The organism is Actinoplanes sandaracinus (assembly GCF_030009775.1).
Lineage (GTDB): Bacteria > Actinomycetota > Actinomycetes > Mycobacteriales > Micromonosporaceae > Actinoplanes > Actinoplanes sandaracinus.
In genome coordinates, this window is the sequence record NZ_JASCTH010000019.1 from 102,917 (window position 1) to 116,769 (window position 13,853).

Below are 13,853 nucleotides of genomic sequence, written 5' to 3' on the forward strand. Positions count from 1 at the left end.
ATGAGCCGGGCAGCCGCCGACGGCCGCCCGGCAGGACACCGAGACGGCGGGCAGGACTTTCGCAGGTCGCGCCGCCGTCAGCGGCGGCCGCGCGTCCTCATGAACACGGTTCCCTCACACATGGCGCCGACTCTAGAGCGCCTCGGATCCCACCGGCGAGTGATTTTTCGGATGTTCCGAGAATCCGGATGTTCGGAGTATCTTGGCGACATGGTTCGGCTGACACGGGCACAACAGCAGGCACGCACACGATCCGCCGTGCTGGGCGCGGCGGTGCGGGAATTCGCCGAGCACGGCTATGCCGATGCCAAGGTCGACCGGATCGCCGCCCGGGCGGAGCTGACCCGCGGCGCCGTCTATTCCAACTTCCCGAGCAAGCGGTCGCTCTACCTGGCCGTCCTGCTGGACTCCTGGCCGCACGCGCCGATCCTGCCGGCCGGCGCGCCGGCCGGCCGGATCGCGGTGGACGAGGCGGCCGAGGCGTTCGCCCGCGCCTGGCTGGAGCGGCTCCCGTTCGCCGGCGACACCGCGGCCGCGGCCCGGCTGCGGTCCCGGTCGGTGACCGGGGTCTTCGACGACGAGCCGGGCCGCACCGCCCTGGGCGAGGTCACCCGGCTGGAAGCGCTGCTGCTGGCCCTGGCTCTGGAGTCCTGCCCACCGGCCGCCGGGCGGCGGGTGCGGCTGGCCGAGCTGATCCTGACGCTGCTGCACGGGGCCGATCATCTGGCCGGGTCGGCCCCCGGGTTCGGTGACCCGTTCGACGTGGCCCGGGCCTGCGGCCATCTGGCCCGGGCCGCGCCGCCCGACGACTGGGATCCGCCCCACCTGCCGTTCGTCCAGGCCGCCGAGCTCTGTGACGACCCGTGGCAGTCGCCCGACGGCGTGGCCGAAGACGGTCTGCTGGTGGTGCTCGGCTCGGCCCGGCTGAGCGCCGCCGAGGAGGCGGTCCGTGCCGCCGGGCCCGGCGACCGGGTGACCGTGGCGGTGGTCTCCGGCGACCCGGCCGAGACCGGCGCGCTGATCCGCCTGCGCGTCACCGGGCTCGCCGCCTGCCTGCGCCGGGCGTTCCCGGCCTCGGCCGCTCCACCGGTGCATGTGGACCTCGACGACGGTCCCGTGCTGGCCGCGGCCATCGGCGCCGAGGCCGGCGACGGCACCGAGGCCGCGGTCCGGGTCCGCGGGGGTCGCGTCGTCGCCCGCGCGTCGGGCCGCGGCGCCGGCCACGCCGTCGCCATCGCCCTCCCCGCCACCGGAACGGATCAGTCGTGACCGACCTGCTCGTGCTGCACACCCTGCGTTGCCTCGGCTTCACCGACCTGGCCCGGATCGCCGACGCGAGTGGCCTGCCCGAGCCCGAGGCCGAGTCGCGGCTGATCGACCTCGCGGTCGACGGGCTGGTCACCCGCACGGCCGGCCCGTTCGGTGGGTGGGGTCTGACCGAGGCCGGCAAGGCCGCGGACGCCCGGCTGGTCGCCGCCGAACTGACCGCCGCCGGGGCGCGCGACGCGGTGGTGGGGGCGTTCGAGGACTTCCTGGTCCTCAACCCGGAACTGCTGGATCTCTGCTCGGCGTGGCACCTGCGGCAGGTCGACGGGGTGGCGACCGTCAACGACCACACGGACGCCGCCTACGACGGCCGGGTGCTGGCCCGCTTCGCCGACCTGGACCGGCGCGCCGAAGCCGTCTGCGGCGCGCTCGGTGCGGCCCTGCCACGGTTCGGCCGCTACCGGGGCCGGCTCGCGGCGGCGCTGGCACGGGCCGAGGCCGGCGAGCTGGAGCATCTGGCAGACACCACGACGTCGTACCACAACGTCTGGTTCCAGCTGCACGAAGACCTGCTGGTCACCTTGGGGATCCCGCGATGACCCTCGTCCATCGCCTCTCTCCCGCCGTGACGGCCGACGCCGGAGTGCTCGGCGGCAAGGCGCACGGGCTGGTCGTGATGATGGGCCTCGGGCTCCCGGTGCCACCGGGGTTCGTCATCGCGACGAGCGCCTGCAGGGCCTTCCTCCGCGACGGCCGCCTCCCCGGCGGGCTGGAAGCCGCCATCTGCGACATGCGGCCAGCGGAGCGGGTGTCGGTGCGGTCCGGCGCGGCCGTCTCGATGCCCGGCATGATGGACACGTTCCTCAACGTGCGCCCCGGCCGGGGTGTCCTGGAGGCGGTGGCGGCGGTGTTCGCGTCGTGGCACTCGCCCCGCGCCACCTCCTACCGGCATCTGCACGACATCCCGCACGATCTGGGCACCGCCGTGATCGTGCAGGCGATGGTGTTCGGCGACCGTGACGAGCACAGCGGCAGCGGCGTCGCGTTCAGCCGGGACCCGAGCACGGGCGCCCCCAGCCCGTACGGCGAAGTGCTGTTCGGCCGGCCGGGTGCGGACGTCGTCTCCGGCCGCACCGCCACCCGGCCACTGGCCGAGCTCGCCGACCGCGAACCGGGCGTGTGGGCGGCGCTGCTCGACGGCCTGGCCAGAGTGGAACGCCACTACCGCGACGTCTGCCATGTCGAGTTCACCTTCGAGTCCGGGCGTCTCTGGTTCCTCCAGGTGCGGCCCGGCGGGCTGGCCGGGCGGGCCGCCGTGCGCGTCGCGGTCGACCTGGTCGACGAGGGGGTCATCGACCGGGCGACGGCGGTGCGCCGGGTCTCCGCGGCACAGCTGCGGGCAGCCCGTACGCCCCGGATCGTCGCCGCGAGAGTGCTCGCCCGCGGGCTGGGCGCCAGCCCCGGCGTCGCCGCCGGGCGGATCGCGGTGACCGCCGACCGGGCCGCCCGGATGGCTCCCGACGGGCCGGTCATCCTGGTCCGCCCGCACACCTCGCCGCTCGACATGCACGGCCTGGCCGCCGCGGCCGGCATCGTCACCACGGTCGGCGGGCCCACCAGCCACGCCGCCGTCGTCGCCCGCTCGATGGGCCGGCCCGCCGTCGTGGGCGCGTCCGCCCTCACCGTCGATCCCGGCGCCGGGATCGTGCGTGTGGACGGCCGTTCCCTCCCCGAGGGCGTCCTGATCACGATCGACGGCAGCGGCGGCGAGATCGTCGCCGGCCCGGCCGAAACCGTTGCCGGCGACGCCGACCCTCACCTCCAGCGGCTGGTCGGCTGGGCGGCCCCGGTGTGACAGTCTGTACCGGTGCCTATGGACGATGTCATCGATCAACCGCTCCGGGCGCAGTGGGAGTCGTTCCTCGACGAGCACCGCACCGCCCTAGCCGCCTCTCTGGACGGCCTGACCGAGGAACAGGCCCGGCGTCGGCTCGTGCCGTCCCGGACCACCCTGCTGGGCCTGGTCAAGCACGCTGCCTTCGTGGAGAAGGTGTGGTTCGACGAGGCGTTCACCGGCCGGCCGCGCAGCGAGATCGGCATCCCCGCCACACCGGACGAGTCGTTCGCCCTCGACGACACGGACACCGTCGACAGCGTCCGGGCCGCCTATGCGCAGACGTGCGCGGCGTCCCGGCAAGCCGCTTCGGCGTTCAGCCTGGACGACGTGGTGACCGGCAACCGGCGCGGGCCGCTGCCGCTGCGCTGGATCTACCTGCACGTGCTGCGGGAGCTGGCCCAGCACTGCGGCCACGCCGACATCCTCCGCGAGCAGATCCTGGCGCGCTCATGAGACTGATCGGGCTTCTGGGCGGGATGAGCTGGCAGTCCACCGCCGAGTACTACCGCATCCTCAACGACCTCACGCACGAGCGGCTGGGCGGCCTGCACTCGGCGCGGTGCGTGCTCTACTCGGTCGACTTCGCCGCCATCGAGACCATGCAGGCCGAGGGCCGGTGGGACGAGGCGGGCGCCGTGCTGGGCGAGGCGGCGCGCGTGCTGGAGTCGGCCGGCGCCGACTTCGTGGTGCTGTGCACCAACACGATGCACAAGGTCGCCGACGTGATCGAGGCGGCGGCCGGCATCCCGCTGCTGCACCTGGCGGACACCACCGCCGAGGCGGTCAAGCGGCGGGGCGTGACCACGGTGGGCCTGCTCGGCACCCGGTTCACCATGTCGGAGGACTTCTATCGCGGCCGTCTCGCCGGGCACGGCCTCACGGTGCTCGTCCCCAGCCCCGAGGACCAGCGGCTCGTCAGCGACATCGTCTACGACGAGTTGTGTCTCGGCGTCGTCCGCCCGGAGTCCCGCGACGCCTACCGCCGTGTCATCCGTGACCTGGTCGACGCGGGCGCGGAGGGTGTCATCTACGGCTGCACCGAGATCGAACTGCTGGTCGACGAGACCGACAGCAGCGTTCCGGTCTTTCCCACCACCCGCCTGCACTGCGAGGCGGCCATCGACCGGGCCCTGCTCCCCGGCACGCCCAGGGTTTCCGGCCTGCCCTGACCCCGGGCGCCGGCTGGGCCGGCCGGCTCCTCGACCGGGTTCTACGCGCCGCACCGCCTCGGCGGGACTGGTTCCGGCCCGTTCCGCCTGGCGCGCGCCACAAAGCGGCCGAACGGCTGGAGCCTAAGGAATGTCTCGTAACTCAATGCTGGCGTGGTCGCGTCGTGTTTTCAGGGCTCACGTCTACATATCCTGTGTCAGCTCGGGCCACCCGCGGCCGCGACGGTCATCCATGCCGCGGTAGCCCTCGGGCCGGGTCAACCCTTCCGTTACTGTGCCGGCATGCCGTCAGAGCCGCCACCCGCACCGGAACCAGCCGCGGAGCAGCCCATCCAGCAGAAACTTGAGGCACTAGCCGACTTGGTCAGGGAGGACCTAGGGGTTGCAGGCATGCCGATCGCTCCTGGGGGCTTCGTCGATTTCGTCGACGTGGGGGCGCGCGTGGAGGTCGATCTTCTTGACGAAGATGTCCAAATCACGTGGCGGGTACACCATGCGTTGAGGGAGGTCGGTTCCCAGGACTACGCACGGTTGAAGCGGGGTAGTGCCGCTATGCGTTTCTCGTCGGAGGTGGACGAGGCGATGCTCGATGCGATGCAGCGAGTCTTGACCGCGGCGGGCTACGTGGTCACCCGGCGCAGCCAAGGGTACGGCACCTTCCACTTGTCCGTCACAGAACGACCTACGGGCCCGTCTTGGCGTGACTGGCACGACCAGCAGTTCAGACGACGGAGTGCTATTCAGCACCGTTTATTGACCATGCATCAGAAGCCGGGTGACCGTTGACGGAGAGTCATAACGGACTCCAACGGAGTAGTACGGCTAAGCGGCGCCACGTAACCCGGTGAAGGTCCGGCTCGCACTCTCGGCAATCATCGATGGGTGCGGATTTTCCCAGCCTCCCGGCAAGATATGATCCACCCGTTCACTGGCTTGCAGCCGGCGCAGTTGCGTCGGCTGGTGCGCGTGGTCGCTCGCCGCGGCGGTGACGCCATCGCTGACGGGCGCCCGGGCCGGCCATGGGCCCTGGACTTGTCGGATCGGGTCCTGCTGGTAGCCGTGTACTGGCGTACAAACCTGACCATGCGTCAGATCGGTCCGCTGTTCGAGGTGTCGCACTCCGCGGCTCATAGGGTGATCGACACTGTCGGCCCGCTACTCGCGCTGGCCCCCGTACACCGCCGTCCGAAAGGCCAGGTCGCGATCGTCGACGGCACGCTGATCCCGACCCGGGGTCACCGTCTCGCCGCGCAGAGCAAGAACTACCGCTACTCGGCGAACCTGCAAGTCGCGATCGATGCGAACACCCGCCTGGTCATCGGTCTGGGCGATCCCCAGCCCGGCAACCGCAACGGCACCATCGTCTATCGCAGCAGCGGCATCAATGAGCAACTGGCCGGCTGTGAAGTGATGGCCGACGGCGCCTACCGCGGCAACCCCGAAGTGATCATCCCGTACCGCAAACCCCGCGACGGCAGCGAACTCCCGCCCTGGAAGCAGGACTACAACAGCGGACACCGCAAGATCCGCGCCCGCGTCGAACACGCCCTGGCCCGCCTGAAGACCTACAAGATCCTGCGCGACTACCGCCGCGCAGGCTCCACCCTCGCGGTCACCGCGGCCGGAATCGCCCACCTGCACAACATCGCTCTGGCCGGCTGACCTCACAGCCGTTGCCAGGCAACGCTTGTTCCGAGTTACGAGACATCTTTTAGGGGAAGACCGAGCGGCGAGGCGTCCGAAGTGGTGCGGTCAGCAGGTACGGACTCCATCCCTGACGAGGTGATCCGCATGAGGAGAACGCCGGCGCCGACGGCTTTCCGAGTCAGCCTGACGGCCCGAGTGACGGTCGGGACCGGCGCCACCGCGTGCCGGCCATCGTTGCGCCCGTCCCGCCCACGGTGGAGTTCCCTCTCATCGGTGGCTGCACCGGGTTAGCACCTACCGGCGGCGGCCCATTCGCCTTCGATTCGTCCGGCGCGTGGGTGGCGACCATTTTGTGAGCGGCGCGACTCCATGGGTTCGATCTCAAGCGGATCATTGTTTTCACGTCGGGAACATCGGGAGCACAGCGAGCGGACCGACCTTTCGGCGAGATCGGTGATTGGCCATTCGCGTGTGGCGGGACTCTCGCCGCGTTCGTCGGCGGTGTTCTAGCCGACATGGTGATCACCGTGCCCTCCTCGGCGGCGGCCGGCCACACGGCCGCGACGTCGCCGGCCACAGCACAGTCGGTGTCCTCGACCTCACGAGTGTCAGGGACTACACCATCACCATCTGGGACAAATGACCGGCGGAGGTCATCGCCGTGCTTCCGCCCCGGTCGACGTCGCCCCGGGTGCGCCGACACGCACCCGCGAGGGGTCGCTGGTGACCGCGCCCAGCCGAACCGGAGAACGGGGAAGGCGGGCGCTAGAGCGTCATGTGCAGGCGGATCGTGGTGCCGGAAGCGGTGGTGTGGATGCGGACCAGGTCGCAGAGATGGTGCGCCAGCAGCAGGCCACGGCCGCCCTCGATGTGAGCCGGCGCCGGGATGCGGCCGGCCAGCGGATCGGCGAGGTGCCCGTGGTCGTCGATCTGGCAGACCAGGGTCCCCGGCTCCGTCCACATGGCCATCACTCCGCCGCCCGGAGTGTGCACGATGGTGTTCTCCGCGAGCTCGTTGGCGGCGGTGATCAGGTCGTCGGCCCGGGCCTCGGGCAGGCCAGCCCGGGCCGCGGACTCGGCGACGAACCGGCGGACCCGGCCCAGGTCGGTCGCTTCCGAGTACGGCTGGCGCGCCGCCCCCGCCGGCACCGCGGGCAGCGGCTGATTGAACTGTGCCGCGGTGATGATCGGGTCGACGTAGGCCGGGCTGTCCTGCCGGCCGCCGTCGACGATCATCACCGGGTGGGTCTGCCAGGCGTCCCGCACGGCGGCCGCGTCGAGGCGACCGGCGTCGTACGGGCACAGGATGGCCGCGTCACGCCCGGTGAACACCGCGTTGATCAGGGCTTCGTGCTGGGCGCAGGCCGGATATTCGACCGCTGACCGGCCCGGCCAGATCGGCTCGCCGATGATCGACACTCGGCGGCCCGCGTGCGTGGCGGCGAACGCCAGCAGCACACCCGGGATGATCCGGCCGGGGTTCCGCCCGGCCACCGTCATGTCCGCGAAATCGACCGAGGCGGCCACGTCCGACAGGGAGTCCCGCAGGGCGGTGAGGTTGGGCCCGGGAACAGCGACCAGGACGGCGTCACCGGCCGCCACGGCGCCCCGGACGAACTTGGTCGTCGCGGTCAGATAGTCCTCGACACCCTCGTAGAGGAGCCCGGGATGGTCGAAACTCATGCGGCCTCCACCGTGAGACCGGCGACCGCGTCGGCGCCGTGAAAGGCGAGCAGTCGCCGCAGACTGGGTGAGGAGCCGGTCACCCGCACGCGCGAGGCGCCGGCGGCCGCCATCAGGATCCGCATGGCGGCGGCGTCGGCGAACGCCAGCTCCGAGACGTCGACCGTCAGGGGCCGCCCGTCCGCGGGGGTGTCGTCGGCCAGCCGCTCCAGCACCGCCCGCAGGGCCTGCCGGTTGGACAGGTCCGCCTCGCCCCGCAGCCGCACACCGGGCGGGTCGAAGGTCCGGATGAACCGCAGGGCGGGGTCCTCCTCCGGGTCGGCGCCGGGCTCCACCGAGGCCGGATGCGCCCGGTTCACCCGCTCCATGTCGATGGCGCTGAACAGGCGCCGGTCGTAGACGCAGATCGCCATCGCGCCCCCGTCGGCGAACACCCGGTTCACATTCGCCTCGTACCAGGCCAGATCGTCGGCGCCGGGGACCGGCCGGGCCGCCCACGACATGTCACCGATCGCCCGCAGGCCGCGGTAGCCGTCGGCCTGGGCCCGGCCGGCCTCGGTGCGCCAGCCCGCCATCGTCACCTCAGGATCGAAGGTCCCGGACGCCAGATAGGCCTGCTCGGGTGTCGCCATCACCAGCTGGCCACGAGCCAGTGCCGGGTGCGCGTTCACGCCTGCGGCGACCAGGTCGCCGGCGAGCCCGTCCGGATCGGGACCGAGGTAGAGAATCCGGTCGCTCTCGCGAAGGCCGGCGCTGATGTATGTCGCCAGACAGCGGACCCTGGTCTCATCGTCGCCGATGACGACGCAGGCATGATCGCCAGGGCGAAGACGATCGAGCATCCCCGCCTCGATCATGACCACTCCCCCGGCTTGCCGCTGTGCACGTCCCGGCATTCTATCCGCCCTCATCCAGCGGCACATCCGGCCGGATGTCCGGCCCCGGAAGGGTGAAGACGAACCCGGCGCCGCCGTCGTGGGACGTGTCGAGGCGGATGGTCCCGCCATGGTGTTCGACGACCCGCTTGCAGATGGCCAGGCCGATGCCGGTGCCGGTGTACTGCTCCCGGCCGTGCAGCCGCTGGAAGATCACGAAGATCTTCTCGGCGAACTGCGGGTCGATGCCGATGCCGTTGTCCCGGACCGTGAAGGTCCACAGCTCACCCTCGGACGTGGCGGTGACGGTCACGTGCGGCTGCCGGTCGGGGTGGCGGAACTTGACGGCGTTGGAGAACAGGTTCTGCCACAGCATCATCAGCAGCGTCGGATCTCCGGGCACGGTCGGCAGCTCCGGACAGTCGATGCCCGCCCCGTTCTGCTCGATCGTCAACGCGGCGGCCTGTTCCACGATCTCGTTCAGGTCGACCGGCCGGCGACCGTCGTAGACCCGCCCGATCCGGGAGAACGTGAGCAGGTCGTTGATCAGCCGCTGCATCCGGGTGGCGCCGTCCACGGCGAAGGAGATGTACTGCTGGGCCCGGTCGTCGAGGGAATCCGCGTACCGGCGCTGGAGCATCTGGCAGAACGACGCCACCTTGCGCAGCGGCTCCTGCAGGTCATGCGAGGCGACGTAGGCGAACTGCTCCAGGTCGGCGTTGGAACGGGCCAGCGCGTCCCGGGCCTCACCGGTGGCGACGAGCACCTCGACCAGGCGGCCACGCATCGCCTCGACGTCCCGGCCGACCGCGGCGATGTCGGCCGGGCCGCCCGGGACCAGCGGGCGGTCGAAGTCGCCGGCGGCCACGGTCCGCGCCGCGGCGCCGAGCCGCCCGAGCGGGCGCACCACCACGACCCGTAGCAGAACGGCGATCGCGGCGACCGCCACCAGCAGCAGGACGGCCAGTCCGATGAAGACGGCGTTACGCACCTGCCGGGAACTGTCGAGCGCCGCCCGTCCCCGCGCCCGCTCCTCGACGAGCAACGCGTCGAGAGCGGTCACCTGCTCCCGGACCCCGGCGAAAGAGTCGGCGCCGGTGTCGACGGCGGGCTCCGCGGTGTCCCGCTGCCACTGCGCGGCCTGCCGCTCCACCCGGTCGAGCGCGGCGAGCAGATCCTGTTCCTCCGCGAGCAGGGAACGAATCCGGCCGGCCGCGTCCCGCTCGGCGGCGACACCCTGCCGGTACGGCTCCAGCAGCTCGGCCCGCCCGCTGAGCGAGAAGGCCCGCACGCCGGACGCCTGGTCGCGCAGCGCCGCGTCGAGTTCCACCACCGCGGTCCGGGCAGGCGAGATGCGGTCGCTCAGCCGGTTCGACACCGCTGTCGTGTCGGCCAGCACACTGGCGCCCAGCACGCTCCCGGCCACGATCAGCAGCACCATCGTCGCCAGCACGGAAGCGAACCACGCCTGGGTGGTCCATCGGGTCGCCGATGTCACAGGGGCACCGTACGCGATGCCGAAACCCGGTAGTGGTAGCCGTGCGAGTGGGTGAAGCCGGCCTTCCCGTAGAGCCGCCGCGCCCCCTCGTTGTCCGCCTCCACCTGCAGATACATCAGATCCGCACGATGGGTGACCGACCACTCCGCGCCGGCCCGCAGGATCGCGGCGGCGAATCCCCGGCGCCGGAACCGCGGCTCGGTGGCCATGCAGTACACCCCGGTGAGCCCGTCTCCCGCGACGAACAGCCCGAGGGCGGCGGTCCGGCCGTCCACGGTGACCGACGCGTACCCGGTGGGCAGCCGCATCCGGGCGAGGACGAGATCGCTGACCGCCAGGTTCGCGTAGGCGTCGCGCCATCCCGGCGTCAGCCCGGCGGTGATCTCGACGGCCGGCCCGGCCGGCGCCCGGGACACGACCTCGGCGGCCGGGGCGGTCAGCACCAGTGTCGGCGCCTCGTGCCGGTAGCCCCGCGCCGCCAGCGCCGCGTCCAGCGCGGTGTGCTGCCCTGCCGGGCTGATCTGCACGGTCACCGGAAGGTCACGACCGGCATAGAACGCCTCGACAGCGTCGATCGTCTCCTCGGGCCGCGTGTCCGGTGCGGGTGGCAACGCGGAGTTGTTGCGGCGCTTGGTGACACCCGGCGTGTGCCGCAGCAGCCAGCCCCCGGCCTGCTCAGTGTGGGCGGACGGCCACGCGGTGACCGCGTGGCGCTCGACCTTCGCGACGCTCGTCATGATCGACGATCTTATGGGTCAGCGTCCGTGCCGCTTCCGGGCGTCGGCTACCTTGAGCCCGTGCCGCAGGTCGACGACTCCCCCGATGCGCTGCCCGCCTGGCTCCTGTGGCCGGTCCGGGCGATCGCGGTCGTCGTCGTCCTCCCGTTCCGGCTCGCCGGCGCCGCCCTCACCGCCGCCGGCCGGTTCCTGAGCCGCTATCTGGTCACCCCGCTCGCCTGGCTCTGCCACCACGTCATCGTGATTCCCGCCGCCTGGCTGTGGCAGCACCTGGTGGTCATCCCAGCGACCTGGGCGTGGCACCACCTCGTGGTCGTCCCGCTGGCCTGGCTGTGGCGCACCCTGCTGCTGCCGTCCGCTCGCCTGCTCGGCAGGGTACTGGTCAAGGTGACCGGCTGGATGGTGGCGATCCCGGTCATCCTGATCGGCGTACCCGTGATGTGGCTCGGGGAGCACGCGCTGGTCCCCGGAGCGCGCCTGTTCCACCGCTGGATCCTGCGCCCGCTCGGCCTCGCGATCGCCGCCACCGCCGGATTCCTCTGGACCCGGCTCCTCGTCCCCGCCGCCCGGGCGATCACCTGGTTCCTCCGGCTCGGCTGGGAGGGCACGTCCTGGCTGTTCCGGCAGCTCTACCGCTACCTGCTGCGCCCCATCGGCCTCGCCGCCGCGTTCGTGTGGCGTCACACCTTCGGCGCCCTCTTGCGAGCGCTCGCCCACGTCTGGCGCACGCTCGTCACCCCGGCCGGCCGCTGGATCCGCGACGAGATCCTCCGCCCGGCGGGCGCCGCTGTCCGGTCCGTGCTCGCTTCCCTCGGCCTCCGATAAACGCGCATCCGGTACGCATAACCACCCTTCCCCACCGCACCGGCCCCGCCCCGGGCTACCCCGCGACGGGGCTGCCGGGCACGGCCGCCACGCGCGTTTCGGGCTGAGGCGGCTGGTCACCGTGCACCCGCGACGGCCCGCCCACGACCGTGCCGAGCCGGCTACCGGCACCCATGACCGGCCCGAAGCGTCCACCACCGATCGGCCGTTCCTCCGGCCGGCCGACACCCCGGCCAGGCGCATTTTCCCGGCCAGCCGCCGCCCGGGCCAGCCGCCGTGCACGCGCGGGTGACCTCTCCTATCGGCCGGGGACGTGCGGTGAGGCGTGCGGACAGCGCGCTGATGGACGGGCCTGGGATGGGGAGCACTGCACAGCAGACGCCCGGCTCGTACCTATCTTTGCGAGCCTCCCGAGCGGGTGGCATGGGGAGGAAGCCATGTCCGAGATCGCGAACAACCCGGCGCCAGACAGACCGAGTGGTGAGCCGTCGGGCAGAGGCCCTGACGACGTCGGCAGACTTCTCGTGGTGGTCAACGCGGCTTTGGTCGGTATTCCGGCCGCCTATGCCGTGTCCCACTCGCTGGCCGTGACCGTACTCGCCGCGGTGCTCGCGGTGGTCCTGGCCCTCGCGTGCCTGGCACGCCGGAACGGATAGTTCGGCCTCGCGAGAGTTCGCTGTGCCGTTGCACACCGGAGCCACGGCGCGTACCTAACTAGATAAGAGCGCCAATGGCCGGGGCGCCAACCCCGGCCCTCGCTTCCAGGGCGCTCTCTTCTCTATTGATGTCCGGTTTCAGGAGGAAAAATGCAGTACCTCACGATCCACCCCCAGCCACCCAATGATCGGAGCAGCCCGGCATGTCCGAGCCTGGAAACATGGAGAACCAGCTCACCCCCGGTGAGCTGGAAGCGTTCGTTTCGTGCTTCAAGAAGAACTTCCACCCATTGACCTGGTTTGTGATCAGGGCGGGCGCATCAGTCACCGAGGCCCCCGACGTCGTCCAGGAGGCGATGCTGGCGGCGCTGAAGAGTTGGGCGACCGTCCAGAATCCCCGCGCGTTCCTCCACACCGCCGCGCTCCGGATCCTGCACCGCAGGTGGGACAAGGCGAAGCAGGAGCACGCCGCCCATCAGCGGATCGCACAGGAGACATCGGCCACGGCCTTCGATATGCGCCTGGACGTCAACGTGAACCTGGACGTCGCCGATGTGCTGAGCCTGCTGCGGGAACTGCCACAAGCCCAGCGCGAGGCGTTCGCACTGCACGCCGACGGCTTCACGCCGCCCGAGATCGCCGAGATCACCGGGCAGAAGGCGTCGACCGCGCGCTCCAACGTGCGTCACGCCCGGCAGAAACTCCTCCGCATGATCGAAGAGTCGACCAGGAAGGAGGCAGGAGATGGACCATGACACCGACCACGAGCGCACGCTCGACGGTCTGCTCGACCGGGCGACCGAGTCGGCGCTGATGTCCCTCGACGCCACGGTCGATGTCGAGCAGCGACTGCGGGACCTGTTCCGCCAGGCCGGCATAGACCCCGACCGCGTACCGGACGACGACAAGCACTCTCGATAGCCGACGACGACCAGGCAGGGCTCTCACCCGTTGCGCCTGCGGGGGCCCCGCCTGCCGCCCGCACCTCGATCAGGCGGGTCGATCATCCGTCGCGATCGCCTCCACCCCGCCGCCGCACGCTTTCATCGGTGTCGGTGACGGCGCTCATCGGCGTCGGCGGTGCCGTTCATCCACGTCGGTGACGGCGCTCACCGGTGCCGTTCGTCGGCGTCGGTGGTGGCGCGTTCGCGCAGCCACGACAACTCGGGGTGATCGGGTGGGCTGAGAACCGGCGCGTAGTGGGTGCCGGCGGGACGGCCTGGGCGCCGGCGGGACGGTCACAGCCGGTGACCCCGCGCCTCAGCCCGAAAGCCGCGCTGCGGCCCGGCACCGGGCGATGGCCGCGTGGTAGCCGACGGGACGGGCACGGTTTGCGGAGCGGACACACCCGTACAAATGAAAAGAGAGTGAGCGGAACGCCGGCCGCAACCACCGGCGAAGTGACGACTAGGCATATGGCCGCCCGATATGCGAGATCATGAGCGCTGTGAGTGCTCGCGATCATGGGATCAAGGGTCCGTCCACCGGTGGGACCTGCACCGGGGCGGCGGGCCGCGTGTTGCGGTGCACCGGTACGGTGACCCCGCCGGGCCCGGACGAAAGCGTCGAACCGGGCTTCGGACGGACCGCGGCGGATGGA

The 13,853-nt window shown here is 71.4% G+C and carries 15 protein-coding genes; 11 read left to right on the forward strand and 4 right to left on the reverse strand.

Features of this window, described 5'->3' with window-relative positions:
• Positions 1-210: 210 nt before the first annotated feature.
• The 7 genes from QLQ12_RS27425 (at position 211) to QLQ12_RS27455 (ending at position 5,994) form a co-directional block, all read left to right on the forward strand.
• On the forward strand, positions 211-1,269 hold the full coding sequence (locus QLQ12_RS27425; RefSeq protein ID WP_282763392.1) for a TetR/AcrR family transcriptional regulator: 1,059 nt from the start codon (positions 211-213) through the stop codon (positions 1,267-1,269).
• Positions 1,266-1,865: a transcriptional regulator gene (locus QLQ12_RS27430; protein WP_282763393.1), complete on the forward strand. Its 600-nt coding sequence runs from the start codon at positions 1,266-1,268 to the stop codon at positions 1,863-1,865. The genes QLQ12_RS27425 and QLQ12_RS27430 overlap by 4 nt, the downstream gene beginning before the upstream one ends.
• Positions 1,862-3,121 carry a PEP/pyruvate-binding domain-containing protein gene (locus QLQ12_RS27435; RefSeq protein ID WP_282763394.1) on the forward strand — a complete coding sequence of 420 codons (1,260 nt, stop codon included), beginning with the start codon at positions 1,862-1,864 and terminating at the stop codon, positions 3,119-3,121. Before QLQ12_RS27430 ends, QLQ12_RS27435 begins: the two co-directional genes overlap by 4 nt.
• Positions 3,122-3,139: 18 nt before the next feature.
• Positions 3,140-3,616 (forward strand): DinB family protein, encoded by a 477-nt coding sequence (locus QLQ12_RS27440; RefSeq protein WP_282763506.1) that lies wholly within the window; start codon positions 3,140-3,142, stop codon positions 3,614-3,616.
• Complete coding sequence (locus QLQ12_RS27445; protein WP_282763395.1) at positions 3,613-4,332, forward strand: aspartate/glutamate racemase family protein; 720 nt, start codon at positions 3,613-3,615, stop codon at positions 4,330-4,332. Before QLQ12_RS27440 ends, QLQ12_RS27445 begins: the two co-directional genes overlap by 4 nt.
• Positions 4,333-4,722: 390 nt before the next feature.
• Positions 4,723-5,118, forward strand: a complete 396-nt coding sequence (locus QLQ12_RS27450; RefSeq protein WP_282763396.1) for a hypothetical protein — start codon at positions 4,723-4,725, stop codon at positions 5,116-5,118.
• 126 nt (positions 5,119-5,244) lie between these two features.
• Positions 5,245-5,994, forward strand: coding sequence for a transposase family protein (locus QLQ12_RS27455; protein ID WP_407651595.1), 750 nt, complete (start codon positions 5,245-5,247; stop codon positions 5,992-5,994).
• Between the two features lie 750 nt (positions 5,995-6,744).
• On the opposite strand, the gene QLQ12_RS27460 is transcribed toward QLQ12_RS27455, so the two are convergent.
• The 4 genes from QLQ12_RS27460 to QLQ12_RS27475 are packed head-to-tail and all read right to left on the reverse strand — an operon-like array spanning position 6,745 to position 10,772.
• Positions 6,745-7,662: a sensor histidine kinase gene (locus QLQ12_RS27460; RefSeq protein ID WP_282763398.1), complete on the reverse strand. Its 918-nt coding sequence runs from the start codon at positions 7,660-7,662 to the stop codon at positions 6,745-6,747.
• On the reverse strand, positions 7,659-8,519 hold the full coding sequence (locus QLQ12_RS27465) for an MEDS domain-containing protein (RefSeq protein ID WP_282763399.1): 861 nt from the start codon (positions 8,517-8,519) through the stop codon (positions 7,659-7,661). The genes QLQ12_RS27460 and QLQ12_RS27465 overlap by 4 nt, the downstream gene beginning before the upstream one ends.
• A 40-nt stretch (positions 8,520-8,559) precedes the next feature.
• The gene (locus QLQ12_RS27470; RefSeq protein WP_282763400.1) at positions 8,560-10,035 is read right to left on the reverse strand and encodes a sensor histidine kinase; all 1,476 of its coding nucleotides are present in this window, start codon (positions 10,033-10,035) and stop codon (positions 8,560-8,562) included.
• On the reverse strand, positions 10,032-10,772 hold the full coding sequence (locus QLQ12_RS27475) for a GNAT family N-acetyltransferase (RefSeq protein WP_282763402.1): 741 nt from the start codon (positions 10,770-10,772) through the stop codon (positions 10,032-10,034). Before QLQ12_RS27475 ends, QLQ12_RS27470 begins: the two co-directional genes overlap by 4 nt.
• A 60-nt stretch (positions 10,773-10,832) precedes the next feature.
• On the opposite strand from QLQ12_RS27475, the gene QLQ12_RS27480 reads away from it, so the two are divergent.
• The 4 genes from QLQ12_RS27480 (at position 10,833) to QLQ12_RS27495 (ending at position 13,174) form a co-directional block, all read left to right on the forward strand.
• Positions 10,833-11,597: a hypothetical protein gene (locus QLQ12_RS27480; RefSeq protein ID WP_282763403.1), complete on the forward strand. Its 765-nt coding sequence runs from the start codon at positions 10,833-10,835 to the stop codon at positions 11,595-11,597.
• 437 nt (positions 11,598-12,034) lie between these two features.
• Positions 12,035-12,253, forward strand: a complete 219-nt coding sequence (locus QLQ12_RS27485; RefSeq protein ID WP_282763404.1) for a hypothetical protein — start codon at positions 12,035-12,037, stop codon at positions 12,251-12,253.
• 203 nt (positions 12,254-12,456) lie between these two features.
• Complete coding sequence (locus QLQ12_RS27490) at positions 12,457-13,008, forward strand: RNA polymerase sigma factor (RefSeq protein ID WP_282763405.1); 552 nt, start codon at positions 12,457-12,459, stop codon at positions 13,006-13,008.
• Positions 12,998-13,174, forward strand: a complete 177-nt coding sequence (locus tag QLQ12_RS27495; protein WP_282763406.1) for a hypothetical protein — start codon at positions 12,998-13,000, stop codon at positions 13,172-13,174. The genes QLQ12_RS27490 and QLQ12_RS27495 overlap by 11 nt, the downstream gene beginning before the upstream one ends.
• The last annotated feature ends 679 nt before the right edge of the window (positions 13,175-13,853 follow it).

What these genes read in the sequence shown, in the direction of transcription:
- QLQ12_RS27425 (WP_282763392.1), top strand. Translation starts at nt 211, where the DNA reads ATGGTTCGGCTGACACGGGCACAACAGCAGGCACGCACACGATCCGCC.
- QLQ12_RS27435 (WP_282763394.1), top strand. Translation starts at nt 1,862, where the DNA reads ATGACCCTCGTCCATCGCCTCTCTCCCGCCGTGACGGCCGACGCCGGA.
- QLQ12_RS27440 (WP_282763506.1), top strand. Translation starts at nt 3,140, where the DNA reads ATGGACGATGTCATCGATCAACCGCTCCGGGCGCAGTGGGAGTCGTTC.
- QLQ12_RS27445 (WP_282763395.1), top strand. Translation starts at nt 3,613, where the DNA reads ATGAGACTGATCGGGCTTCTGGGCGGGATGAGCTGGCAGTCCACCGCC.
- QLQ12_RS27450 (WP_282763396.1), top strand. Translation starts at nt 4,723, where the DNA reads ATGCCGATCGCTCCTGGGGGCTTCGTCGATTTCGTCGACGTGGGGGCG.
- QLQ12_RS27455 (WP_407651595.1), top strand. Translation starts at nt 5,245, where the DNA reads ATGATCCACCCGTTCACTGGCTTGCAGCCGGCGCAGTTGCGTCGGCTG.
- QLQ12_RS27460 (WP_282763398.1), bottom strand. Translation starts at nt 7,662, where the DNA reads ATGAGTTTCGACCATCCCGGGCTCCTCTACGAGGGTGTCGAGGACTAT.
- QLQ12_RS27465 (WP_282763399.1), bottom strand. Translation starts at nt 8,519, where the DNA reads ATGATCGAGGCGGGGATGCTCGATCGTCTTCGCCCTGGCGATCATGCC.
- QLQ12_RS27475 (WP_282763402.1), bottom strand. Translation starts at nt 10,772, where the DNA reads ATGACGAGCGTCGCGAAGGTCGAGCGCCACGCGGTCACCGCGTGGCCG.
- QLQ12_RS27485 (WP_282763404.1), top strand. Translation starts at nt 12,035, where the DNA reads ATGTCCGAGATCGCGAACAACCCGGCGCCAGACAGACCGAGTGGTGAG.
- QLQ12_RS27490 (WP_282763405.1), top strand. Translation starts at nt 12,457, where the DNA reads ATGTCCGAGCCTGGAAACATGGAGAACCAGCTCACCCCCGGTGAGCTG.
- QLQ12_RS27495 (WP_282763406.1), top strand. Translation starts at nt 12,998, where the DNA reads ATGGACCATGACACCGACCACGAGCGCACGCTCGACGGTCTGCTCGAC.